This is a genomic window from Ideonella paludis, assembly GCF_018069865.1.
Lineage (GTDB): Bacteria > Pseudomonadota > Gammaproteobacteria > Burkholderiales > Burkholderiaceae_C > Ideonella > Ideonella paludis.
Map to the genome: position 1 here is coordinate 61,493 of NZ_JAGQDG010000001.1, position 24,292 is coordinate 85,784.

17 protein-coding genes are annotated in these 24,292 nt (G+C 64.9%); 9 read left to right on the top strand and 8 right to left on the bottom strand.

All coding sequences use genetic code 11. The features are described 5' to 3' along the window. Nucleotides 1–21 precede the first annotated feature (21 nt). From KAK11_RS00255 to KAK11_RS00285, 7 genes are all read left to right on the top strand, one after another. A complete protein-coding gene (locus KAK11_RS00255; protein ID WP_210804992.1) occupies nt 22–2,880 on the top strand; it encodes a glycosyltransferase family 61 protein in 2,859 nt (952 codons plus the stop codon). A gap of 6 nt (nt 2,881–2,886) precedes the next feature. Beyond that, the gene (locus tag KAK11_RS00260; protein WP_210804994.1) at nt 2,887–5,595 is read left to right on the top strand and encodes a glycosyltransferase family 61 protein; all 2,709 of its coding nucleotides are present in this window, start codon (nt 2,887–2,889) and stop codon (nt 5,593–5,595) included. Beyond that, on the top strand, nt 5,592–6,701 hold the full coding sequence (locus tag KAK11_RS00265) for a DegT/DnrJ/EryC1/StrS family aminotransferase (RefSeq protein WP_210804996.1): 1,110 nt from the start codon (nt 5,592–5,594) through the stop codon (nt 6,699–6,701). The genes KAK11_RS00260 and KAK11_RS00265 overlap by 4 nt, the downstream gene beginning before the upstream one ends. Continuing rightward, nucleotides 6,698–7,489: a methyltransferase domain-containing protein gene (locus KAK11_RS00270; RefSeq protein WP_210804998.1), complete on the top strand. Its 792-nt coding sequence runs from the start codon at nt 6,698–6,700 to the stop codon at nt 7,487–7,489. The genes KAK11_RS00265 and KAK11_RS00270 overlap by 4 nt, the downstream gene beginning before the upstream one ends. A 325-nt stretch (nt 7,490–7,814) precedes the next feature. After that, on the top strand, nt 7,815–9,569 hold the full coding sequence (locus KAK11_RS00275; RefSeq protein WP_210805000.1) for a glycoside hydrolase family 19 protein: 1,755 nt from the start codon (nt 7,815–7,817) through the stop codon (nt 9,567–9,569). 156 nt (nt 9,570–9,725) lie between these two features. Beyond that, nucleotides 9,726–12,617, top strand: coding sequence for a chitinase C-terminal domain-containing protein (locus KAK11_RS00280; protein ID WP_210805002.1), 2,892 nt, complete (start codon nt 9,726–9,728; stop codon nt 12,615–12,617). Nucleotides 12,618–12,732: 115 nt separating this feature from the next. After that, complete coding sequence (locus KAK11_RS00285; protein ID WP_210805004.1) at nt 12,733–14,766, top strand: glycosyl hydrolase family 18 protein; 2,034 nt, start codon at nt 12,733–12,735, stop codon at nt 14,764–14,766. Nucleotides 14,767–14,801: 35 nt separating this feature from the next. Here KAK11_RS00285 and KAK11_RS00290 read toward each other — a convergent pair whose 3' ends face one another. From KAK11_RS00290 to lpxA, 3 genes are read right to left on the bottom strand one after another with little or no spacing between them, the layout of a single operon-like run. Beyond that, nucleotides 14,802–15,221, bottom strand: a complete 420-nt coding sequence (locus KAK11_RS00290; RefSeq protein ID WP_210805006.1) for a sugar 3,4-ketoisomerase — start codon at nt 15,219–15,221, stop codon at nt 14,802–14,804. A 1-nt stretch (nt 15,222) separates the two neighbouring features. Next, complete coding sequence (locus KAK11_RS00295; protein WP_210805008.1) at nt 15,223–16,209, bottom strand: GNAT family N-acetyltransferase; 987 nt, start codon at nt 16,207–16,209, stop codon at nt 15,223–15,225. Then, complete coding sequence (gene lpxA / locus KAK11_RS00300; RefSeq protein WP_210805011.1) at nt 16,206–16,982, bottom strand: acyl-ACP--UDP-N-acetylglucosamine O-acyltransferase; 777 nt, start codon at nt 16,980–16,982, stop codon at nt 16,206–16,208. The genes KAK11_RS00295 and lpxA overlap by 4 nt, the downstream gene beginning before the upstream one ends. Nucleotides 16,983–17,147: 165 nt before the next feature. Between lpxA and rfbA the strand changes: the two genes are divergently transcribed. Beyond that, the gene (gene rfbA, locus KAK11_RS00305; RefSeq protein ID WP_210805012.1) at nt 17,148–18,038 is read left to right on the top strand and encodes a glucose-1-phosphate thymidylyltransferase RfbA; all 891 of its coding nucleotides are present in this window, start codon (nt 17,148–17,150) and stop codon (nt 18,036–18,038) included. A 7-nt stretch (nt 18,039–18,045) separates the two neighbouring features. Then, nucleotides 18,046–19,026 (top strand): GDP-L-fucose synthase family protein, encoded by a 981-nt coding sequence (locus KAK11_RS00310; RefSeq protein ID WP_210805014.1) that lies wholly within the window; start codon nt 18,046–18,048, stop codon nt 19,024–19,026. Here the strand turns inward: KAK11_RS00310 and gmd are convergent. From gmd to KAK11_RS00335, 5 genes are all read right to left on the bottom strand, one after another. Then, on the bottom strand, nt 19,001–20,131 hold the full coding sequence (gmd, locus tag KAK11_RS00315) for a GDP-mannose 4,6-dehydratase (RefSeq protein ID WP_210805016.1): 1,131 nt from the start codon (nt 20,129–20,131) through the stop codon (nt 19,001–19,003). The genes KAK11_RS00310 and gmd overlap by 26 nt on opposite strands. 78 nt (nt 20,132–20,209) lie before the next feature. After that, nucleotides 20,210–22,027: a cation acetate symporter gene (locus tag KAK11_RS00320; protein ID WP_210805018.1), complete on the bottom strand. Its 1,818-nt coding sequence runs from the start codon at nt 22,025–22,027 to the stop codon at nt 20,210–20,212. Then, nucleotides 22,024–22,332: a DUF485 domain-containing protein gene (locus tag KAK11_RS00325; RefSeq protein WP_210805020.1), complete on the bottom strand. Its 309-nt coding sequence runs from the start codon at nt 22,330–22,332 to the stop codon at nt 22,024–22,026. Before KAK11_RS00325 ends, KAK11_RS00320 begins: the two co-directional genes overlap by 4 nt. A gap of 212 nt (nt 22,333–22,544) precedes the next feature. After that, nucleotides 22,545–23,546: a helix-turn-helix transcriptional regulator gene (locus tag KAK11_RS22100; protein WP_210805022.1), complete on the bottom strand. Its 1,002-nt coding sequence runs from the start codon at nt 23,544–23,546 to the stop codon at nt 22,545–22,547. A 190-nt stretch (nt 23,547–23,736) separates the two neighbouring features. After that, entirely contained in the window at nt 23,737–24,291 is a 555-nt protein-coding gene (locus KAK11_RS00335) for a DUF333 domain-containing protein (RefSeq protein ID WP_210805023.1), read from the bottom strand. Nucleotide 24,292: the final 1 nt, after the last annotated feature.

Consider the following 24,292-nt stretch of genomic DNA (forward strand, 5'->3'; position numbering starts at 1 on the left):
GGCCGTTCAGACGCCCTGCCCTTGATCGATCGCTTAGTGGCACTGCTGGCGGCCCCGCAACCCAGCTCGCCCACCCTGGTCAAGGCGCGAGCCCTGCTCAGCAAGCTGCAGGCCGATACCGGCACCCCCGCGCTGTGGCTGGCGATGGCGCAAGCCTTGCACGGCGGCGTGATCAAAAACCGCCCCACGCCGTCCAGCGAAGCGGTGTTGTGCTTTTTGGAGACCCTGCAGCGCGGCTGGGCTGACACGCCCTGGAGCGAGCGCCTCAAGAGCAGCATGCTGGTCCATGCCTTGCAAGTCGAGGGCGTGGTCGGCCAAGCCGACTTGCTGACCCAGGTGCTGACCGATCACCCCGCCACGTTGGTGGCAGAAGACCGAGAGACCCTGCTGCGCGTCTGCCTACGCTGCATCCGGCGCGGCCAGCATTGGCACTTGGCGCCGGGCCTGCTCAACACCCTGGAAGACGTGTGGGCACCGGGCAAAACCTGGACGGGCGAATTGGCCGGGGCGCTGGCCACCTTGGCCCAACACAGCCCACACCTGAACGAGCTGGGCTTGACGGCACGCTGGCTGCAGCGCCTTTTGCCCCTGGCTGTGCGCAGCGCCCATGACCCGGACCGGGTGGTGCTGCACAGCGCTGTTCTGACGCTGGCCGTGCGCACAGTGGACCTGCCCGCCCTGCGCCGCTTGCTCGAAGCGATGTCCGCCCACCAGCCCGCGCCCGCTTTGGAGCCGGCCTTGACCTCGGCCTTGAGCTGCCTGGCCCAGTTTGAACCCGACCCCCAGGTGGCGGCTTGGCTGGCCCAGGCGAGCGACTGGTTTGAAGGCTCAGCCCCCGTGCTGCTGGAGCGCGCCCGCTGGGCCCAACGGCAAGGGGAAGCGCCCGAGGTGGCCATGCGTTTGGTGGAGGCCATTGCACCCAGCCACCAAGGCTATCGCCGCGCCATGCTGTGGATGGCCGACGCGCTGTTCTTTGCGGGCCATGCACAGGACGCTGAACGCTTTTATCAGCGCGCTGGTGTGGTGAGGCCGCTGACGGGCGCCGAACAAGCCCGGATGGCGCACCTGCAAATGCGCCAAAGCTCCTCCGTCCAAGAGGCGCTGGAAACCCCGAGCGACCAAGCCGACAGCGACGCCGGCTGGCAGGGCGTAGACACCGGTGTGCTGAGCGAGGCCTTGTCCTTGGTGGGCAGTTGGCTGGGCGCAGAGCCGGTGCGCAACAGCGGTGCACGGGTGGCGCTGGAGGGCCTGGCCGAGCGCTCCTTGGCGCATTGCCGCACCCAATGGCCGCAGCAAGACACGGTGCCCGTGGACATGGTCTTGCAACTGGCCCGGACGCTGCAGCAGATCAGCGACCAGCGCTACGGCCATTTGTCGGAGATTGAAGCCGCCTACCCCCACCACCGTGGCCCCGCTTATGGCGAGTTGGACCCGGCCCTCGGCGCCAGCCTGCGCCGCGCGGCCTTGCGCCATGTGGCCTTGATGGCCCAGATGGCCACCCAAACCGAGCGTGGCTTGACCCGCCAAGCGGGCTTGCGGGTGTGGCTGGAGCTGCTGCGTTGGGGCGTGCAGGCCTTGCTGACCCTGGAGCACCATGATGAGGCACTGGCCTGGGTGCGGGCCGCCCAATACAGCCTGGGCCCCACCATGGGCCGCAGCGTGCTGACGGCCTTGGAGGAGCGTTGCCTCTTGGCCCAAGGCTTGGTGGCCGAGGCCCAAGCCGTGCGCCTGGCCATGCCGCACGAAGCCAACGCGGAGGTGATGCCGCTGCGGGAGTGGGCCGAATGGGTGAGCGCGGCCTTGGGTGAAGCGCCGGGCCAAGCGCACAGCAGCGAATCGGCCTGGCAAGACCAAACTGTCAGCGGACGCTTTGAGACGGTGTCGCCCGAGGGCCATCTGACGGAACATGCGCACACCACCGCCCCGGTGAGCTTAGAGGCGGTACGCCTGCCCGGCCTGCAGGTTCGGCTGTCTTATGGATTGATCCACCCCCAAGCTGGTTTGCTGCGCCCGCATGCCTGGCACCGCACCATGGGTGAGTTCCCCTACACCCACCCCGACGTGCTGAGCAGCAGCGCGCGCGGCACCAGCCTGCGCCGCCCTGCGGCGACGCGCACCGTGGATTTCCCCGTGGTGGTGCTGGCCAATATGGACGCGCTGGAGCACCGCAACTATTACCACTGGATGATGCTGATCCTGCCGCGCATCTTGGTGGCACAAGATGCCGGTTGGCTGCAAGGGCGCCAACTGCTGCTGCCTGCCGAGTTGTCGAGCTGGATGCTCAGCAGCTTGACGGACCTGGGTTTCACCCCGGCGCAGTGGACCACGTACAGCAGAGATGAGGCCCTGAACCTCAGCGATGCGCTGGTCATCTCGCCCCTGGAGTTCACCAGCCCCACGCTGCTGGAGCTGCTGCGCAAGCGGCTGTGGCAAGCCGCGGGGCTGGACGTCACCCGGCCGCCCTATCCAGACAAGCGCGTTTTTGTCTCGCGCCGCAGCGAGAACCGCCGCCCGCTGATGAACGAGCCCGCTGTGGTGGCCCATGCCGAGTCCTTGGGCTTTGAAGTCGTGGCACCCGAAACCTTGCCGCTGCTGGACCAAGTTCGCCTCTTCGCCAGCGCCAGCGCAGTGGCCGGACCGCCGGGGGCAGCCTTCACCAACCTGGCCTGGGCACAGGCCGGCACCAAGGTGGTCGCGCTCTACAAACCCGATGTCCATTTGCCCACTTTTGTAGACATTTCGGTCATCCGCGGGCAAAAGCACCGCTGGCTCCTGGGCAAGCCCCTGCCGGGCTTTGAGCGCGCCAGCTTGGTCAACACGCCCTATGCCGTCCACATTGCCCAAGCCCATGACGCTTTGCGTTGGGCTTGTGGCCGCTGAGCCGCGATGCCTGACACCCTGGACTTGCCCGCCCGAGTGGCTGCGTTGGCCGCCCAGAGCGGCCACGCCTTTCCTGGCGGCGAGGATCTGCGCCCCAAGCTCCTACACCCCGCCGCTCTGCCCGCACCACGGCGCCGCCTGGCCAAGGGCTTGGTGGCCTGGTGGCGTGAGAGCGACAGCCCCGCCCCCGAACTGACCCATTTGGTGGCCGAGGCCATAGCCTGGGCCTGGCAAGGCCAGACGGACGCCGAGTGCTTGGAGAGCGGCCTGCTGCCCGTCTACCTGCGTGTGCTGCGCCAGACCCAGCAGCACACACGCTTGCTCAGCACCTTGGAGCGCTGGCCCCGCCGTCCCGAGCCTGAGGACGCTTGGCAGTCAGCCGCCGTGGCAGGCCTGGCCCACTGCGCACGGACCCACACGGCGCTGAGCAGCCTGCGCCGCATCGGGGCCCTGCTTGCCCAGTGGATGAATGCGCCTGATGCCGCGCAGTGGCTGTCGCGCCTGCCCGCCACCAGCCAGCAAGCCCTGGCGTCGGCAGCCTTGCGCACGGGGCTGCTGAGCAGCGTGGCGCTGTTCTGCAGCACCGAGCCTGCGCCAGAGATCGACGCCGACCTCACCGCCCGCCTGCTGCAGGCTTTGACACTCCACCTGGGCGGCGCCACCGTGCGGCCTTGGGCCCAACGTGCCGTGGCCCGGCACCCCACGCATCCGGGAGTGCGTCTGGCACTGCTGCAGGCCCTGGCCGCCAGTGGGGCCAGCCCCGCCGAGCTGGCTCCCTTGAGCCAAGGGGTGGACATGAGCCACGCCAGCGCCCCCGCATTTTTGAGTGGTGTGGCCACCTGGGCTTTTGAGTCGGGCCAAGCGGCGGTGGCGCGAGACTGCCTGCAAGCTCTGGCGCGCCTGGGGCCGCTGCCGCCCGCCAATGCAGCCCAATGGCAGCACTTGAGCGTGGCCCAGACAGGACAGACGCCCCACGCGGAGACACCCAGCCTGACGGCCCTGGCGCCGCTTGCTGCGGCCTTGTCACCGCTGGCCGATCTGCTCAAAACAGCGCCCCGACATGACAGCGCCCTCAGCGCGGCCGACCTGCAGCAACAAGGTCTCGCGGCCCTGGCGCACTTCGAGCGCCACCTCGAGACACCGCCTGGGCTGAGTGCGGCTCAGTGGGTCGATGCAGCAAGCACCTTGTGGGCCGTGGCCAATGCAGGTGCGCTGGAGCTGCGCCATTGGCAAGGCGTCTTTCCCTTTGACTTTGGCCCCGATCTGGGCTCCATCGACCCCTTGCGCGCCAGCGCCCAATGCGACGCAGTGCTGGCTCACTTGCTGAGCCTGTGCCGACTCGCCTTGCGAAGGCTAGATCACACCGAGGGCGCACAAGTCCAGGAGATCCTGCGCCTGGCCCGGTGGCAGTGCGAAGCGCAGTGGGCCGTGGGCCAAGCCAAGCAAGCGCTGCACGACATCACGCAGCTCCAAGCCCAACTTGCCCCGCTGGGCGATTGGGGGTTTGAAGCCTTGCGTGAGCGCTGCGCCCTGGAGGCCGGCGACACCGCCGCCGCACAGGCCTCCCGCCAGCACTTGCCCCTGGCCACGCTGAGCCGCGTTTGGCCCGCCCATGAATGGACGGATTGGCTGGCGGCCCAAGGGGCGCGTGAGCAGCACTTGTGTGCAGACCCGGCGCTGCCTGGCACCTGGAGCATTGCCAGCCCGGACGGCCAGGTGCGAGCGGCGCACTTCGCCACCTTGCCCGCGCAACTCAGCAGCGTCCGGCTGCAAGGGTTGCAAGTTCGGCATGGCCACCTGTTGCTGACGGCGGCGGGCGGCCTGCTGCTGCCCCATGCGTGGCACCGGCAGATGGGCGCGTTTCCCTTCCCGCACCCCGACCTGCTCAGCCGAGGCCTGGGCGCCGCCACGCTGCGCGAACCCGCCAGCCCGCAGCGCGTGAGTGAGCCGCTCTTGGTGCTGGCCAATCTGGACGCCACCTTCCACCGCAACTACTACCACTGGATGGTGTTGACCCTGGCGCGCTTGCACTGGGCCGCCTCGCAAGGTCTGCTGCAAGGCCGCCGCGCGCTGTTGCCCGCCGAGCTGTCGGGCTGGATGCTCCAAAGCCTGCAAGACGCAGGCATTCCGCCGGAGGCGATGCGTCTTTACCGACAAGATGAGGCCCTGGTCTTGGACGATGCGCTGGTGCTCTCGCCGCAAGAATGGGCCAGCGCCACCCAAGTCGATGCCCTGCGCCACACCCTGTGGCGTGCCGCCGGGCTGAACCCGGCCGATCCGCCCCCGCCACAGCGCCTGCTCTACCTGACTCGGCGCGGCGAGCTGCGCCGGCCCTTTGCCCAAGAGCAGGCGGTGGCCGACCTCGCCACCCGGCTCGGCTTTGAGTGCGTGGCGCCAGAGACCCTGAGCTTGTTGGACCAGGTGCGGCTGTTTGCCCAAGCTCGCGGCATTGCGGGCCCACCGGGGGCGGCCTTCACCAACTTGATGTGGGCGCAAGCTGGCACCAAAGTGCTGACGCTGTTCAAAGAAGAAATCAATGGCCCGACCTTTCTGGACCTGTCCTTTATCCGCGGCCAGCAACACCGTTGGCTGCAAGGCCGCAGCCTGCCGGGCTTTGAACACACCTCGGTGGTGACTTCCCCCTACGACATCGACCTGCGGCTGGCCGAGCGCGAATTGCGCTGGGTGGCCGCGGCAGGAGACTCCAGCGCATGACGGTGCCTTTTCTGGACTTGCAAGCCCTCTACCGCGAAGACGCCGCCGCCTACGACGCGGCCTATCACCGCGTGATGAACAGCGGGCGCTGGATCTTGGGGCCCGAGCTGAGCCGCTTTGAAGCGGCGTTTGCCAGCTACTGCGGCCGGCGCCATGCGGTGGGCGTGGGCAATGGCCTGGAGGCGCTGCGCCTGGCCCTGGTGGTGGCAGGCATTGGGCCTGGTGATGAGGTGATCGTGCCGGCCCACACCTTCATCGCCACTTGGCTGGCGGTGCAGCAATGCGGTGCCACACCCGTGCCTGTGGAGCCCGAGGACGGCGGCTTCAACATTGGCCCCGCCGGCGTGCGCGCTGCCTTGAGCGCACGCACCCGCGCAGTCATCCCGGTTCATCTTTATGGCCATGCCGCCGACGGCCCCGGCTTGGAGGCCTTGTGCGCCGAGCACGGCCTGGTGCTGATCGAGGATGCCGCACAAGCCCAAGGCGCGCGCTGGGGCGAGCGGCGTGTGGGCAGCTTTGGACAGCTCAGCGCCTTCAGCTTCTACCCCGGCAAGAACCTGGGGGCCTTTGGCGACGCGGGCGCGGTGCTGACCGACGACGACGAACTGGCCCATGCCCTGCGCCAACAGCGCAATTACGGCAGCACCCAACGCTACGCCCACGAGAGCCTGGGCACCAACAGCCGGCTCGATGAGCTGCAAGCCGCCTGGCTGCAGGTACGCCTGGCCAAGCTGGACGCCCACAATGCGCGGCGCTCAGCGGTGGCCGCGCTGTACGCCCAGCACCTGGCCGGAGTACCGGGTTTGCGCCTGCCCGCCACGGCGCCGGGCAGCCAGCCGGTGTGGCATGTGTATGCGGTGCAGGCCACTGCCCGTGAGGAATTACAGCATTTCTTGAGTGAGTGCGGTGTGGAAACCCTGGTGCATTACCCTCGGCCCGTCTACGGCTTTGCGCCCTTTGCCGCCCACCGGCCCGCGGCGCACACCCGCAGCGATGAGCTCTGCGCGCAAGTACTGAGCCTGCCCATGGGCCCGCACCTGAGCGATGCACAGGTGATGCAGGTCTGCGCCGCGGTGCACAGCTTCTTTGAGGCCCATCCCGCATGAGCAGCCCACCGCAAGGCAAGGCCCTGAGTGCCAACGACTATGCCGCCCGACACGATGCCGAGTTGGACTTTGAGTCGGTCTGCTTGCAAGCGCGCCAAGAGCACAACCTGCGCTGGCTGCTGGCGCACCGCCCCGCCCGCGTCTTGGAGGTCGGCTGCGGCCCCGTCTTGCTCAGCACCGCCGCCCGCGCTGCAGGCTGTGAATTCACTCAGTGGGTGACCGTAGAGCCGGCCACGGCCTGGGCCGCACAAGCCACCTCAGCCGCCGACGAGTGGCCTGCCTTGGCGGTGGTGAATGACTACATCGAGCAGGCCGATGCCGCGCTGGCGCGCCTCTGCGGCGCAGCCCCTTGGGCGGACATGGTGGTGATCTCCGGTGTGATCCATGAGACCGCGGCCCCCGAGGCCTTGCTGCAAGCGGCCTTGGCCCCCCTCAAGTTGGGCGGCTTGGCCCTGATCAGCGTGCCCAATGCTCACTCCTTTCACCGGCTGCTGGCGGTGGAAATGGGCTTGGCCGAGGCACCGGAGGCCTTGTCCGAGCGCAACCTGCGGCTGGGGCAACCCCGGGTGTTTCGCCCGCAAGACCTGCGCGAGCTGGCCGAGACTCAAGGCTTGATCACGCTGGCCCTGGAGGGCTACTTGTTCAAGCCCTTCACTCACCCGCAGATGGCCGCCGTGACGAGCGGCTGGAACGCGCGGCAGATCCAAGGCTTGATTGAGCTAGGACGTCGCTTTCCAGAGCAAGCGGCCGAGATGGCCCTCCTGGCCCGCAAAGCACCGCACCGCTAACGCACACGGTGAGTCCGTCCGGGCGTCCTGGCGCCCTCCGCTTGCATCGACGGCCGCGGCGCCGGGCTCAGCGCCGGGCTTAGCGCCATTCCACTGGCTCTATACACAATGGCTTTTGGTACCAAAGTGGCACTCTTACAATCGTGACAAAACGCTGTTTTTGAGGGTTTTCCTGAGTTTAAATCTCAAAAGTGGTATCTAAAGTTAATACCACTATAGACCAAGTGGTACGGGTCAGCACCTCTCATTGCGGAGGGCGCCGAACCCCAGCCACCGGAGCGACTGCCCGGACAGATCGCGCCCCATAAACCAAGGAGACACCCTCATGTTGACGGTTTGCGCACCCTCCCCTGCCCCCAAGACACCCCGCCTTCTCTGCGCGGGTCAAGCGGGCCAACGGCCCTTGGCCACCGGCCTGATGGCCAGGGCCGCGCTCGGCACTCTGCTGATGTGCAGTGCGGCAGCTCAAGCACAGGTGGTGGACTGTTCAGCGCTCCCGATCTGGAATGCCAGTGCCATCTACACGGGAGGCAAGCAAGCACAAGACAGCGGCAAAGCTTACCAAGCCAATTGGTGGACGCAGAACCAACCGCCGGCCAGCAACAGCGGCGCCGGCGCCGTTTGGAAGCTGCTCGGCACCTGCAACAGCGGTGGCGGAGGCGGGGGCCCCGGTGGCAACAAGGCCCCAGTCGCCAACTTCACAGCGACCATCGACCACTTGAGCGTTGCGCTGGACGGCAGCAGCTCGAAAGATGCCGATGGCAGCATCAGCAGCTACCAATGGAATTTTGGTGACGGCGGCAGTGGCACGGGCGCCAAAGCCAGCCGCAGCTACGCAACCCCCGGCACCTACCCCGTGACGCTGACTGTCACCGACAACCAGGGCGCTAAGAACAGCAAATCCCAGAGCGTCACGGTGGCCAGCGTGGTCAAGGACCCCGTCACTGGCAAGTACGTGCTCAAGCAAGCCGATGTGCTGGCCACCGAAGCCCGTCTGACGGACACGCCCCTGTTCCGCAGCGTCAAAGCATCAGTCGCGACCCGCGACAACACCGTGGTGGCAGCCGTGAAACCAGGCCTGGCCAGCAACCCAGAGAACGTCAAACGCGTCGAGCGCCTGCTGCCCGCCAGCCAGTGGGAGTATCTTTTCCCGCTGCGCGACCCGTCCTATACCTACACCGGGCTGCTGCAAGCCATGGCCAAGTTCTCCGGTGTGTGCATGACCTACACCGACGGACGCGACTCCGACGCCATTTGCCGTAAGACTTTGGCCACGATGTTTGCCCATTTCACCCAAGAAACCGGCGCGCATGACCGCAACAACCCCATTCCTGAGTGGCGCCAGGCCCTTTACTTCGTGCGTGAATCCGGCTGCAGCGAAAGCACCTACGGCTGCCCTTACAACAACGAATGCTTGCCCAGCACCTGGCAAGGTCAGACCTGGCCCTGCGGCAAGGATGCTCAAGGCCGCTTCAAGCAGTACTTTGGGCGTGGCGCCAAGCAACTCTCCTACAACTACAACTATGGGCCGTTCTCGGACGCCATGTACGGCGACGTGAAGGTGCTGCTGAACAACCCCGAGCAAGTGGCGGACACCTGGCTGAATCTTGCCTCAGCGGTATTCTTCTATGTCTACCCGGCGTCTCCCAAACCCAGCATGCTGCATGTGGTCGATGGCACCTGGAAGCCCAATGCGGTGGACACGGCGGCCGGCATCAAACCGGGCTTTGGCGCCACCACCAACATCATCAATGGTGGCATCGAATGCAACACCGGCGGCGTCGAGAAGCCGCAGTCGGTCAACCGCATCGCCTACTACCGCCAGCATGCAGCCGCCTTGGGCGTGCCCATTGCGAGCACCGAAGAACTGGGCTGTGCGAACCAGCGGCCCTTCACCGTGGGCGGCGCCGGTGCGCTGGACATCTACTGGGATCAAGACTGGTCCTACCAACCCAATATGCCTGAAGGCAAATCCTTTGCCTGCAAGCTGGTGGGCTACCAAACAGCCTACTTCTCACTCAAGGCCGGTGACTACCAACGCTGCGTCGAGCACTACTTCGATGTCGTTGTGAAGCCCTAAGCGCGGCTCATCGCCGGACTCACGCCGGCGCATCCCTCATCCCCCGACCCCTGCCCCTGCGGCACCCCTTAGGGTGGCCTGCAGGTGCTGGTGCGCCTGCGCGCGGCCTTAGCGCGCACCTCTCGATCCTTCCCTGCTCCCGAAAGGACTGAACCCATGTGGCCTCCACGCCCTCTGCCCCTCGTCGCCGCGCTGATCGCCAGCGCCGCTGCCCCCGCCATGGCCTACGACTGCAAGAACGTCAGTGAATGGCTCTCTGCCACCGCCTACAACGGTGGCGCCATCGTCAAACAAAACGCGCAGGCTTACCAGGCCAAGTGGTGGACGCAGAACGACAGCCCCGCGCTGAAGTCGGGGCCTTGGGATGTCTGGAAGCCACTCGGGGCCTGTGACGGCACGTCCGTCAACAAGCCACCGGTGGCCAGCTTCACCGCCAGCAGCAGCGGCCTGACCGTCAGCGTCAACGGCAGTGGCTCCAGCGATCCGGATGGCAGCATCGCCAGCTACGCCTGGACCTTTGGGGACGGTGGCAACGCCACAGGCGTCAGTGCCCAGCGCACCTACGCCAAGGCCGGCAGCTACACCGTCACGCTCACCGTCACCGACAACCAAGGCGCTAAAACCAGCCAGGCGCAAACCGTCACGGTGGCCAGCGGCCCGGTCAACAAGCCCCCCACGGTCAGCCTCACCTCGCCCAGCCCGAACAGCAGCGCCAACATTGGCGATGTACTGACGCTGAGCGCCAACGCCGCCGACAGCGACGGCAGCGTGAGCAAGGTCAGCTTCTATGTCAACGGCGCGCTGGTGGCCGAGGACCAGACGGCCCCTTATGCGGTGAGCTGGACGGCCCGCGCCGGCGTGAATGACATCACCGCGCGCGCCACCGACGACAAAGGGGCCAGCACCGACAGCGCCGTGGCCCGCGTGACGGTGCAAGGCAGCGTGGCTGGCGATGAGAAGTGCCGTCCCGAAGGCCTCTACACCACCCCCGGCACCACACCCGCTTATTGCAAGGTGTACGACGACCAGGGCCGCGAGGTGATGGGCAGCGACAAGCCACGCCGCATCATTGGCTACTTCACCAGTTGGCGCACCGGCAAGAACGGCCAACCCGCCTACCTGGCCAGCAACATCCCGTGGAGCAAGCTCACCCACATCAACTACGCTTTTGCGCACGTGGATGGCAGCAACAAGCTCTCTGTGGGCAATGCCGCAGACGCCAGCAACCCCGCCACGGGCCTCACCTGGCCCGGCGTGGCCGGCGCTGAGATGGACCCGACCTTCAGCTACAAGGGCCACTTCAACCTGCTCAACAAGTTCAAGAAGCAATACCCCAAGGTCAAGACCTTCGTGTCGGTGGGCGGCTGGGCCGAGACCGGTGGCTACTTTGATGCCAACGGCAAGCGCATCGCCAGCGGTGGTTTCTACACCATGACGACGAACAGCGATGGCAGCACCAACACCGCCGGCATCAACACCTTTGCCGACTCGGCCGTGGCCTTCATCCGTCAGTACGGCTTCGATGGCGTGGACATCGACTATGAGTACGCAACGAGCATGAAGGATGCCGGCAACCCGGATGACTTCGCGATCAGCAACCCGCGCCGCGCGGCCTTGATGAAGAACTACGTGGTGCTGATGCAGACTTTGCGCGCCCGGCTCGACGCCGCCAGCCAACAGGACCAACGCCACTATTTGCTGACCGTGGCAGCCCCGGCCTCCAGCTACTTGCTGCGCGGCATGGAGAACTACCAGGTCACCAAGTTCCTGGACTACGTGAACATCATGAGCTATGACCTGCATGGCGCGTGGAACCAGTTCGTCGGCCCCAACGCAGCCCTGTATGACGACGGCAAGGACGCTGAGCTCGCCGCCTGGAACTACTACACCTCCAACCAGTACGCACGCATCGGCTATCTCAACACCGACTGGGCTTACCACTACTTCCGTGGCGCGATGCCCGCCGGCCGCATCAACATCGGCGTGCCCTACTACACCCGCGGCTGGAAGGATGTGACTGGTGGCACCAATGGCTTGTGGGGCTCGGCGGCTCAAGCCGACCAAACCAAGTGCCCTCCGGGAACCGGCGGAGGCACGGTGCAGAAGTGCGGTGCCGGCGCCATTGGCTTGGACAACCTCTGGCGTGACCTGGACGCCAACGGCCAAGAAGTGCCCGCGGGCTCCAACCCACTGTGGCACACCATGAATCTGGCCGCTGGCAAATCGGGCAGCTACCTTGCCGCCTATGGCCTGAACCCCGCTACCAACCCGCAAGATCAGTTGGTTGGCACCTACACCCGTTACTACGACAGCACCTTGGTGTCGCCCTGGCTGTGGAACGCACAGAAACGCGTCTTCCTCTCCACCGAGGATGAGCAATCTCTGGGCGTTAAGGCGCAGTACGTGGCGGATCGCGGTATTGGCGGCGTGATGTTCTGGGAGTTGGCCGGGGACTATGGCTACGACAGCACGCGAGGCGAGTACTTCATGGGTAGCACTCTCACCAAGCTGCTGTATGACAAGTTCAAGAGCGCCACGCCCTATGGCAACCGCCTGACCAACGCGGCCATGCCCACGGAAGCCCTGGATGTGCAGGTCAGCATCGGTGGCTTCGCCTTGGGCGACGCCAACTACCCGATCAACCCCACGCTGACACTGACCAACAAGAGCAGCCAAACCCTGCCCGGCGGCACTGACTTCAGCTTTGATGTGCCCACCGCCATCCCGGCCACGCTGACTGACCAAAGCGGCTTCGGCTTGAAGATCGTCACGAACGGCTCCAACCCGGCCGGTCACAACATCGGCGGGCTGAAGAACGACTTCCATCGCGCGGCCTTCAAGCTGCCGACCTGGCAGCCGCTGCCCCCCGGCGCCAGCGTGCAGATCAAGCTGAACTACTACTTGCCCATGCCCTCACCCAGCAACTGGATCGTGAGCTTCAACGGCAAGAGCTATGTGCTGGCCCAGGAGGGGCGCCGCGGCACCGTCCCGGTCGCACTGCGCAGTCCAATGCGTCAGAGCTTGCCAAGCACCGCAATGGGCCGCTGAGGCAGCCAGAACGCAACGCGGTCTGTGGGCTGCACTGCGTTCCCCCTTTCTTCAAGCGAAGGCTGCCCCAGCGGTGGCCTCAATCATCCACCTATCGATGAATGGAGTGAGCACCATGAAACATCCCAAGACCTCTCTGGCGCTGGCTGCCCTGGCCACGCTGATGGCCAGCGGCGCCGCCCTGGCCTACGACTGCAAGGGCGTCACCACCTGGCAAAGCAGCGCCGCCTATGGCGGTGGCACCGTCGTCCAGCAAAACCAACAGGCCTATCAAGCCAAGTGGTGGACCCAAAACGAAAGCCCGGCCTTGAAGTCCGGCCAATGGGACGTCTGGAAGCCCCTGGGCGCCTGTGACGGCAGTAGTGCAGACACCACGCCGCCCAGCGTGCCCAGCGGCCTGTCCACCAGCAACGTCACCGCCAGCAGCCTGACGCTCAGCTGGAGCGAATCGACCGATGCGGGCAGCGGTGTGGCCAACTATGAGGTCTATCGTGGCGGCAGCCTGATCGCGTCGCCCATCGGCACCAGCTACAACGACAGCGGCTTGAGCGCCGGGACTGCCTACAGCTACACCGTCAAAGCCAAGGACAAGGCCGGCAATGTCTCAGCGTCCAGCAGCGCGCTGCTGACCAGCACCGCCAGCGGCAATTGCGCGGCCGCACCAGCCACGCCCGGCGGCCTGAGCTCGCCCGCCAAGACCAGCAGCAGCGTGTCGCTGAGCTGGAACGCCGTGGCCGCCGCGCCGAACTGCACCGTGCAGTACCGCGTTCTGCAGGGCAGCAGCACCGCCACTCAGACGGCCAGCACAGCGGCCACGGTGAACGGTCTGGCCGCCGATACGTCCTACAGCTTCAGCATCGTCGCCTTCAACCAAGCCGGCAGCTCGGCACCATCGGCGCCCATCACCGTGCGCACCGACAAAGTGGTGGCTGGCGGCGGCAAGACCGTGCTGGGCTACTTTGCGCAGTGGGGCATCTACGACCGCAAGTACTTCGTGAAGAACATCGACACCAGCGGCTCGGCCCCCTTGCTGACCCACATCAACTATGCCTTTGGCAATGTGCGCAACAACAAGTGCGAGGTCGGCATCACCACCCCCGTCAACGAGCACACCGGCGTGGGCGGCGACGCCTTCGCCGACTATACGAAGAGCTTTGATGCCGCCACCAGCGTGGACGGTGTGGCCGACAAGTGGAACAGCCCCTTGCGCGGCAATTGGGGGCAGCTCAAAAAGCTGAAAGCCAAGTACCCCAAGCTCAAAGTCTTGATCTCCTTGGGCGGCTGGACCTACTCGCGGGGCTTCTCCGAGGCCGCACGCCCCGAGAACCGTGCCGCCTTTGTGAAGAGCTGCATTGACGCCTACATCAAGGGAGACCTGCCTCGCGTGGAGGACGCGGGCGGCCCCGGCGCCTTGGCCGGCGTGTTTGATGGCATCGACATCGACTGGGAGTATCCCGTGGCTTGCGGGCTGGCTTGCGGCAGGCCTGAGGACCGCGAGAACTTCACCGGCCTGTTGGCGGAATTCCGCAAGCAGCTCGATGCGGTCCGCCCTGGTCTGCTCTTGTCCATTGCAGCGCCCGCAGGCATCGACAAGATCCGGGTCATCGACCCCGACAAGTTTCACCCTTACCTGAACTTTATCAATGTGATGACCTACGACTTCCACGGCACCTGGGAGCCTGCGACCAACTTCCACTCGCCGCTGTACGGCTCCAGCAATGACCCGTCGACAGGCGATGTTCGGTCCTACAACACCGATGCGGCGCTGCAGGCCTATCTGAATCGCGGCGTGCCAGCAGCCAAGCTGAACATCGGCATCGGCTTCTATGGTCGGGGCTGGACGCAGGTGCCCAATGTCAGCAACGGCCTCTACCAACCGGGCGTCGCCGCCCCCGCCAAGTACGAGGCGGGCAACGAGGACTACAAAGTCTTGAAAGCGCTGGGCTGGCCTAGCTATGTGGACCCACAAAGCCGCGCACAGTGGATCTTCAATGGCAACACCTTCTGGAGCTTCGACACCCCGGTGCAGATCACCGAGAAGATGGGCTATGCCAAGTCCAAGGGCTTGGGCGGCGCCTTCTTCTGGGAGTTCAACGGCGATGACAGCCAAGCCACGCTGCTCAAAGCCATCAGCAACGGCTTGAAGTAAGCACCCCTTGCGGGAGGGGCATGCCCCCTCCCTGCTCAGGGACGCCCGGCACGGACCCAGGCAATGAAGTCGGCATGTTCGCGGATGTAGTCCGACTCATCAAACAGCTCGGACGCCAACACCAGCAAGCAGGCATTGGAGGAAAAGCCGTGCAGCTCCCGCCAAATGCCCGGCACCATCAGCAGGCCTTCGTTGGGGTGGCGCAAGGAGACGACACGCTGATGCTCGCCATCATCCAGGTGCACATCGAAAGAGCCGGAAATGGCGACATACAACTGACGCAACTGGCGGTGTGAGTGCCCCGCTCGGCTGGCGCGCGAAGGCACGTCATAAGTCCAGTAGGCGCGCTTGACGGGGAATTCGAAGTCCACGCCAGACTCGACAAAAGAGATGGAGCCGCGGTGGTCATAAATGGTCCGCAGCTCGACACTCTTGCAATCATTCACATGGGCCATATCAGGCTCCTGGGTCACATGGCAGAAGATAGTGGTCGTGGACCACGGTGCTGGCGCCGAAGCTCTCTTTGTAAAAGCACAAGCCCTCATTGAGCACCTGCCCGCCGGCTTCGTTGGAATGCCCAAAGTCAAACCATCGGCCTGCAGCCTGCGCCTGCACGATGGCTTGCTCAATCAACTGGTCTAGCGCTGCGCAGCGCCGGGCTGCCACACTGGCCGCCATGTACTGCACATGGGACACCGTGGCGGTTTCAAACAGCACCATGCCGGCAATCACGGCCTCGCCCTGCCAGGCCAGGCGCAGCTGGATGTGGCCTGCAAAGCGTTGGGCCAAAAGCAGCATCTCCTCCAGGCTGTGCACGGGTGCGCTCTGATGACGGGCGGCCAGCTCTGCCGTCAACATCGCCCAAAAGGCGCCCCAGGCTGCAGGCTGATCTGCGCCTTGCACCTGGGCCAGGGTGAGCCCGCCGCGTTGCCGCAAAGCGCCGGACAAGGGCTTGCGCCTCGCTTTGGGCCAGTGCGCGGGGCTCGGCCCGATGACGCTCAAGACCTCGCGCCGCACCAAACTCGCGTGGCAGCGGAACAAGGCATAGCGGTCGTCCTCGCAAGGCAGTTGGTGATAGATCGAAGGCACCGTTTTGTAGAGCAGGCTGCGCACGCCCTGGCCCGCCCAGTGGCGCTGCAAACTCTGCATCAGCGCCAGCAGGGTGGCCGCCCCCAAGGGCTGGGCGAGCACCAGGCCGCCATAGCTGAGGCCAGCATGGCTGAGACAGTGATCGCCCACTCTGTGCGCCGGCAGCAGGGCCAGCAGGCGCTCACCGCGCCAGACAAGCAGCGAGGCGTCGTCGAAACGCTGGGCGTGGTATTCCATGAAGCCACGGTCGAACAAGAACGTCCCGTTGACACTGCGGGCGACGAAGCTGTTCCAGCGCGCTCGCTGCGCGGGCGTATAGGGTTCAAAGCGAAAGTCGACGGCCCGGCCAGTCAACGCAACACACCTCGGGTCGAGGCCGCGGCAAAGGCAATGATCTCGCGCACCTGGGGCTGATCGCCCCAATGCTGCCGGAGATGCTCGAGCACCGATTGCGCAGTACGGCTGGTGTCCTTCCAGAGCTGCATCACCTGACGCAGGCGGTGCAGGTCGGCCTTGGCCACGCCGTGACGCTCCAGGCCAATCAGGTTGACGCCATGCAGATAGGCCGGGCAGGCCGTGCCAAAGGCCACCGAGTAAGGCAAGACATCTTGGGTGATAGCGGCATGGCCTGAGACAAAGGCATAGGCGCCGACCCTCACAAACTGCTGCAGGCCCACCATGCCGGAAATCACCGCATGGTCACCGATTTGGCAATGGCCCGAGATACCGCAATAAGCGGTGATGCGGCTGCCGGTGCCGACTTGCACATCGTGCGCCAAATGGCTGTAGGCCATCACCATATTGTCATCGCCGAGACGGGTGCAGCCGTCGCCCCGCACCGTGCCGCGATGGATGGAGACGTACTCAAAAATCTGATTGCGGTGACCAATTTCGACCCGCGTGGGCTCGTTTTGGTAAGCCGGGTCCTGCGGCCGACCGCCAATGGCCGTGTGTGCGCCAATGTGGTTGTCGGCGCCAATGCGCACATCGCCATAGACCGCCACGCCGTTCATCAGCACGGTGCGTGGGCCGATCTGCACCGGGCCATCGATGACACACCAAGGGCCAATCTCGGCCGTGGGGTCGATGGCGGCGTGGGCGGAGATGACGGCGGTGGGGTGGATCATGGCGACAGCAGCAAGATGGGCCTCATGATGCCCTGGGCCCCCAAGATTAGGCAATTGGCAGAAGCGCACTGGCGGCGAATTGGCGGGGGATTGACATTTGTGCCTTGGGGTGGAGCAGCCACTCGGGCCACAATCTGGGCATCACCGATTCATGCAGAGGACTCCATGAGCACAGCACCACGCAAGGGCATCATCTTGGCCGGCGGCAGCGGCACCCGCCTACACCCGGCCACTCTGGCCATCAGCAAGCAGCTGATCCCGGTGTATGACAAGCCGATGATTTACTACCCGCTGGCCGCCCTTTTGCTGGCGGGTGTGCGTGAGATTTTGGTCATCAGCACCCCACAAGACACGCCGCGCTTTGAGCAACTGCTGGGCGACGGCTCGCGCTGGGGCATTCAGCTGAGTTACGCCGTGCAGCCCAGCCCCGATGGTTTGGCCCAAGCCTTTTTGATTGGCGAGCGCTTTTTGAATGGCGCCCCCAGCGCCTTGGTCTTGGGAGACAACATTTTTTACGGCCACGATCTGGGCCGCCGGCTGGAGGCCGCTGCGGCGCGCAGCCACGGCGCGACCGTGTTTGCCTACCCCGTCACCGACCCGGAGCGCTATGGCGTGGTCGAGTTCAATGCCCAAGGGCAGGCTGTGAGCTTGGAAGAAAAGCCCGCCGCCCCCAGAAGCCGCTATGCGGTGACCGGCTTGTATTTTTATGATGAGCAGGTGGTGGACCATGCCAAGGCCTTGAAGCCCAGCCCGCGCGGCGAGCTGGAGATCACCGACCTGAACCGCCGCTACCTGGATGCTCAGCAGTTGGATGTGCAGATCTTTGGCCGAGGTGACGCCTGGTTGGATACCGGCACCCACGACAGCCTGCTGGAGGCCAGTGCCTTTGTGCAAACCCTGGAGAAGCGCCAAGGCCTGAAGGTCTGCTGCCCCGAAGAGATTTGCTGGCGCAAAGGCTGGATCAACGACGCGCAGCTTGAAGCCTTGGCCACGCCGCTGGCCAAGAGCGGCTACGGGCAGTACCTGCTGAAGATCCTCAAGGAACAAGTCTTCTGAGGCACCCATGAGCGACGAACAGCCTCGGGTGTTTGTGGCGGGCCATCGCGGCATGGTGGGCTCCGCCGTGGTGAGAGCCCTGCATGGCCGCGCCACGCTCTTGCTGCGCGGCCGGGACGAGTTGGACCTGAGACGCCAAGACCAAGTTGCCGCGTTCTTTCAAGCCGAGCGTCCTGAGCATGTGGTGCTGGCCGCTGCGAAGGTAGGCGGCATCCAGGCCAACAACACTTACCCGGCGGATTTCATTCATGACAATCTGGTGATCGCCAGCACGGTGATCCATGAAGCTTGGCGCGCGGGCGTCAGCCGCTTGGTGTTTTTGGGTTCCAGTTGCATCTACCCCAGGCAGGCCGAACAACCGCTGCGCGAAGAAGCGCTGCTGACCGGCCTGCTGGAGCCCACCAACGAGCCTTATGCGATTGCCAAGATTGCGGGCATCAAGCTGTGCGAAAGCTACAGGCGCCAGCATGGCGCCGATTTCCGCAGCCTGATGCCCACCAATTTGTACGGCCCAGGGGACAACTACCACCCGCAGCACAGCCATGTCATCCCGGGCCTGCTGCGGCGCTTCCATGAGGCCAAGCTGGCGGCGGCGGACGAGGTCGTCGTTTGGGGCTCAGGCCGCCCGTTACGGGAGTTCTTGCATGTGGACGACTTGGCCCAGGCCTGCGTGACGGCGCTGGAGACCGCTCGCGACACCTGGGAGGCCCAAGCGCCCGCGACATGCTCGCACCTCAACGTGGGCAGCGGTGAAGAGCTCAGCATTGCCGAGCTGGCTGCACTGGTGGCTCGCACCGTGGGCTTTGAGGGCCGCTTGCGCTTTGATGCGCAGCAGCCAGACGGCACGCCGCGCAAACTGCTGGACAGCCGCCGCTTACGCTCCTTGGGCTGGGGCCCCAAGGTGAGCTTGGCGCAAGGCTTGGCAGCCGCCTACCAAGACTTTTTGCAGGGCACGGCCAGGCTCATTCAAAGCGCCGGTTCACGGTAAAGCCAGCATCGCGCACCACCTGCTCGCGGCGCGCCTGTGCCAAGTCATGCGCCACCATCTCGGTCACCAAGGCCTCAAAGCTGACGGACGGCGCCCAGCCGAGTTCGGCGCGGGCCAGGCTGGCATCACCCAGCAAGGTATCGACCTCGGCGGGGCGCCAGTAGCGCGGGTCAATGCGCAGCAGCACCTGGCCCACTTGCGCCGTGATGCCCCATTCATCGGCGCGTGCTGTCCGCCCCGCCACGGTGCCAACTTCGTCGGGGCCGTGGCCTGAGAAGCTCAGCACCAATCCCAGCTCGGCCGCCGCCTGCTGCACAAACTCGCGCACGCTGTGCTGATGGCCGGTGGCAATCACATAGTCGCGCGGCTGCGCTTGCTGCAGCATCAGCCACTGTGCGTGCACGTAGTCGCGGGCATGGCCCCAGTCGCGGCGGGCCTCCAGATTGCCCAGGTAAAGGCATTCCTGCAAACCCAGTGCCACGCGCGCCAGACCCCGCGTGACTTTGCGGGTGACGAAGGTCTCGCCGCGTTGCGGGCTCTCGTGGTTGAACAAGATGCCGCTGACAGCAAAGAGCCCCCAGGCTTCCCGGTAGTTGACGGTGATCCAGTGGGCGTAGAGCTTGGCCACACCATAAGGGCTGCGCGGGTGAAACGGCGTCTGCTCGGTTTGCGGCGTCTGCTGCACCAGGCCAAACATCTCGGACGAGCTCGCTTGGTAAAAACGGGTCTTGGCCTGCAGCCCGCAAGAGCGAATGGCTTCCAGCAAACGCAGCGTGCCCAGGGCATCCACATTCGCCGTGTACTCAGGGGCCTCAAAGCTCACCGCCACATGGCTTTGCGCGCCGAGGTTATAGACCTCATCGGGCTGCACCTCGGCCACGATGCGCGTCAGGTTGGCCGCGTCGGTCAAATCGCCGTAATGCAAGATCAGGCGGCGCCCATCGACATGCGGGTCTTGGTAGAGATGGTCGATGCGGTCGGTGTTGAACAGGCTGCTGCGGCGCTTGATGCCATGCACGATATAGCCCTTGGACAGCAAAAGCTCTGCCAGGTAGGCCCCGTCTTGACCTGTGATGCCGGTGATCAGCGCTGTTTTGGTGCTCATGAATGAAAAACTCGCACGGACCGTGAAGTGCGTGCGAGTGTAAGGGGCAGGCCCGCAGGCCTGCACAAAAAAGCGAGATCAGTGACCGCTGGCGCCTGCAGCACCCAGGCCGGTTTCAGAGCGCACTTGCTGCGCTTCGAAATCCGCACGCTCCTTGGCGGCTTGCGGGCTCTTGTCCAGGATGGAGAACAGCCAGATACCGACGAAGCCGATGGTCATGGAGAACAGCGCAGGCGAGGTGTAGGGGAACCAGGCCGAGCCCTTGGGGTTGCCCAGCGTGGCTTCCCACACCGAGGGCGACACCACCGTCAGACCGACGGAAGAGATCAGGCCCAAGAAGCCGCCGATCACCGCACCCTTGGTGGTGCAATCCTTCCACAGCACGCTCATGAAGAGCACCGGGAAGTTGGCCGACGCCGCAATCGCGAAAGCCAGCGACACCATGAAGGCGATGTTCTGCTTCTCGAAGGCAATGCCCAGGGTCACGGCCAGCACGCCCAGTGCCAGGGTGGTGATGCGCGAGACACGCAGCTCCGCAGCGCTGTCCGCCTTGCCGCCCTTGAACACCGTGGCGTACAGGTCGTGCGACACGGCCGAGGCGCCCGAAAGGGTCAAGCCCGCCACCACGGCCAAGATGGTCGCGAAGGCCACGGCCGAGATGAAGCCGTAGAACACATCGCCGCCCACGGCCTTGGCCACCAGCACCGCCGCCATATTGGCCGTGCCTGCGCCGCCCTTGATCACGCCCTTGGCGGTATCTGCGAACTCAGGGTTGGTCAGGACCAGGGTGATGGCGCCGAAGCCGATGATGAAGATCAGCACGTAGAAGTAGCCGATCCAGGTCGTGGCCCAGAACACCGACTTGCGGGCTTCCTTGGCATCAGGCACCGTGAAGAAGCGCATCAGGATGTGCGGCAGACCGGCGGTACCGAACATCAAAGCCATGCCGAAGCTGATGGCAGAGATGGGGTCCTTGATGAAGCCGCCTGGGCCCATCAAGGCCAAGCCGACCTTCTCGGGGTTCACCGCCACGGCCTTGGCCATCGCCGCAGAGGCTGCAGCCGCCGCTTCCGGCGTTGCGGCGGCTGCCGCCGAGGCCGCGGCCGCTGCAATCGCTGCCTCCTTGCCGGTGGCTGCAATCGCGGCTTTGACGGCCACGCCCTTGGCGAACAGCGCTTCGGGCGAGAAGCCGAACTGCGCCATCACCATGAAGGCCATGAAGGTCACGCCTGCCAACAGCAGCACCGCCTTGATGATCTGCACCCAGGTGGTGGCGGTCATGCCACCGAACAGCACGTAAACCATCATCAGCGCGCCGACGATGACCACGGCCATCCAGTATTCCAAGCCGAACAGCAGCTTGATCAACTGACCCGCGCCGACCATCTGAGCGATCAGGTAGAAGGCCACCACGACCAGCGTGCCCGAGGCCGCAAAAGCGCGGATTGGGGTTTGCTTGAAGCGGTAACCGGCCACGTCCGCAAAGGTGAACTTGCCGAGGTTGCGCAGGCGCTCAGCCATCAAGAAGGTGATGACAGGCCAGCCGACCAAGAAGCCGATGGAGTAGATCAAGCCGTCGTAGCCCGAAGCCATCACCGCGGCAGAGATGCCCAGGAAGGACGCCGCAGACATATAGTCACCGGCAATGGCCAAGCCATTTTGGAAGCCCGTGATGCCGCCACCCGCGGTGTAGAAATCCGCCGCAGAGCGGGTCTTGGCCGCAGCCCACTTGGTGATCCAGAGCGTGCCGGCCACGAAGGCGCCGAACATGCCAATGGCCGTCCAGTTGGTGCTTTGCTTGGCCGCCTGGCCCACATCAGCGCCAGCCGCATAGGCACCGGCGGTCAGACCCGCCAGGCCCACGATGGCCAACAACGTTTTGAGAAGTTGGTTCATTTGGAGGCGTCCTCAAGAATCTCTTTGGTCAACTGGTCGTACTCACTGTTGGCACGACGCACATAGATGCCCGTGATCACAATGGTGAAGACGATCACGCCCATGCCGATCGGCACGCCGATGGTGGTCACGCCGGCGCCCAGAGGCTGCGCCAGGAACTCTTTGTTGAACGCGATGAGGGCGATGTAGCCGTAATAAACGACCATCATCAGTGCGGCCAGCCACCATCCAAACGCATTGCGCTTGGACTTCAGCAACTGGTACTTGGGATTGGCACGAATGCGTGCCACCACGGGATCAGTCATGAGTCTCTCTCCATGTCAAAGATCAAGGGTCGCTGGCTATCCAGGGACCATTCACACCCGAAAGAGGTGCGGACCTTGAGGGAAAGTGTCTGAGCGGCGGCTGACCCCCGCCTGACCAGTCATGCTGCATTGCAGCAGTGTTTTCACCTAGGGAAAACGATGCATTTGATGCACTGCACTATTTACCTGACGCGACACTGTCGCGTTAGCGTTCATCGCCCCCGCGTGTCACTCGGGCGCTCGCCATAACGCTGTAAATAAGCGCTGCTGAATTTGCTCGCACTCTGGAAACCCCAGCGCAAAGCGATATCGCGCACCAAGCTCGGTGCGGCCGACTGCAGCTCGGCCCGGGCACGCTCTAAGCGGATGTCACGCAACACGGCATAGGGTGTCTTGCCCATCACGGCAGAGAACTGGCGGGTCAGGCTGCTGACACTCAGATGTGCGGCCTCCGCAATGTCGGCCAACCCGATGGGTGCGTCCGCATGCGCATGCATATAGTCCAGCCCCCGCCGAACAGCGCCGCTGGCGCGCGGCTTGTGACCGGCCGCCGCAGGGCTCCATCGAGATTGCTCGTGCAGCACGGTCAAACCAATCATGTCAGCCCAGCGTCTGAACATCATGGCGGCCCCCGGCGTGCCCGCCCCGGCCTCCAGGTGCTGCGCCGCCTGCGTGGCCATGAACAAGATGCGTTGCGCCAATGCGGGCGACATCAAGGGCTCAAAGCGCAGTTGACGGCCATCCAAGCCAGGTTGCCACTCGGCCGCCAAGCGCGCCATGTCGCTCTTGAGCAAAAAGATCTCGACCATGTGAAAGCCCGCCGGCAGGAGGCTGTACTCCAGATGTGCCGGATCCACCAACACGCCCGCACCAGCCGGCACCTCCAGCAAACGCCCTTGCAATCGCAGGCTCACCTGCCCCGCCAAAGGCAAGCCAATGGAGTAGCACAGCGGCGCCACATCGGGACGGTGAAAGTCGATGAGCAGATCAAACGCCGACGACTGACTTTCGCCCAAGAAGCACTGCGGCAAGCGGGCTGAGGGGTGATCCGAGTGCGGCAGCCCTTGGCTGTCGCGGTGCACCACATAGGTCTGCGACAGTACTGCCCTGGCGCCGGCCCGGGCCTGCACCGTGCGGCGCGACAATGGCGCCGTCTGGTTGAGCCGGTCGAAGTAGGACTCCACGCCATCGACGCTGCTCCAGGCCCGCTGCACACCGCATGGTATTAAGGAGGGCCTGGCAAGCGCTGCAGCCGGCAGCAAGCGGGAACTCAAGGGCAGAGTAGGCATGTGAGCGCGACGACACCAAAACACTTGTGGCCTGCGCGGGAGGACCCGCGCGCCCTGGATGCCTGGATTCTGCGGCCGCCTCGTGCCGTCTACAAGCTGCGAACTGGGGAGAGCCTTACTTTCGGGTTCGCAGGGCCGGATTGGCAAAGCGCATCACGGTGCCCAGATCCACCCCACGTGGTGTGCCCGCTTGGTTGTAGAACAGCGTCCACTCCTCCATGAAAGAGCCGTCCTCAAACATGCACATGCCCGACTGATCGCCACCGGGCTTGAGGCTCCAGGAGCCCTGGAAGGACGGGGCAGCGCCGAGCTGCACGCAGTAGTCCTTGGCTGGCGTGGTTTTCAGCTTGCCATTCCACGCAGGCTTGCCGTAGTAGGCCAAAGCCGCGAGTGTGGGCTTGTCGGCATAGAGCGTGGCTAGGTCGATCAAGGCATGTCCATACGGGTCGGTGCCCGAGGCATCGGGGTAGTTGCAGACGCGCGCGGGCTTGGCGAACTCATGCCCACCGGCATCATAGAAACGGTAGGTCTCGACCTTTCCCCCTGTGCTCTTGCAGTAGCTGACCGCGTCTGCGGCCGACCCGGCCTGTACGCCGGCGGCGCCCAGCGCCAACAGGGCAGCGACAGCCCCCACACCCCAACGACGTCCTGCTCTTGTACTGTTCGACATG

What these genes read in the sequence shown, in the direction of transcription:
- KAK11_RS00260 (WP_210804994.1), top strand. Translation starts at nt 2,887, where the DNA reads ATGCCTGACACCCTGGACTTGCCCGCCCGAGTGGCTGCGTTGGCCGCC.
- KAK11_RS00265 (WP_210804996.1), top strand. Translation starts at nt 5,592, where the DNA reads ATGACGGTGCCTTTTCTGGACTTGCAAGCCCTCTACCGCGAAGACGCC.
- KAK11_RS00270 (WP_210804998.1), top strand. Translation starts at nt 6,698, where the DNA reads ATGAGCAGCCCACCGCAAGGCAAGGCCCTGAGTGCCAACGACTATGCC.
- KAK11_RS00275 (WP_210805000.1), top strand. Translation starts at nt 7,815, where the DNA reads ATGTTGACGGTTTGCGCACCCTCCCCTGCCCCCAAGACACCCCGCCTT.
- KAK11_RS00280 (WP_210805002.1), top strand. Translation starts at nt 9,726, where the DNA reads ATGTGGCCTCCACGCCCTCTGCCCCTCGTCGCCGCGCTGATCGCCAGC.
- KAK11_RS00285 (WP_210805004.1), top strand. Translation starts at nt 12,733, where the DNA reads ATGAAACATCCCAAGACCTCTCTGGCGCTGGCTGCCCTGGCCACGCTG.
- KAK11_RS00290 (WP_210805006.1), bottom strand. Translation starts at nt 15,221, where the DNA reads ATGGCCCATGTGAATGATTGCAAGAGTGTCGAGCTGCGGACCATTTAT.
- lpxA (WP_210805011.1), bottom strand. Translation starts at nt 16,982, where the DNA reads ATGATCCACCCCACCGCCGTCATCTCCGCCCACGCCGCCATCGACCCC.
- rfbA (WP_210805012.1), top strand. Translation starts at nt 17,148, where the DNA reads ATGAGCACAGCACCACGCAAGGGCATCATCTTGGCCGGCGGCAGCGGC.
- KAK11_RS00310 (WP_210805014.1), top strand. Translation starts at nt 18,046, where the DNA reads ATGAGCGACGAACAGCCTCGGGTGTTTGTGGCGGGCCATCGCGGCATG.
- gmd (WP_210805016.1), bottom strand. Translation starts at nt 20,131, where the DNA reads ATGAGCACCAAAACAGCGCTGATCACCGGCATCACAGGTCAAGACGGG.
- KAK11_RS00320 (WP_210805018.1), bottom strand. Translation starts at nt 22,027, where the DNA reads ATGAACCAACTTCTCAAAACGTTGTTGGCCATCGTGGGCCTGGCGGGT.
- KAK11_RS00325 (WP_210805020.1), bottom strand. Translation starts at nt 22,332, where the DNA reads ATGACTGATCCCGTGGTGGCACGCATTCGTGCCAATCCCAAGTACCAG.
- KAK11_RS00335 (WP_210805023.1), bottom strand. Translation starts at nt 24,291, where the DNA reads ATGTCGAACAGTACAAGAGCAGGACGTCGTTGGGGTGTGGGGGCTGTC.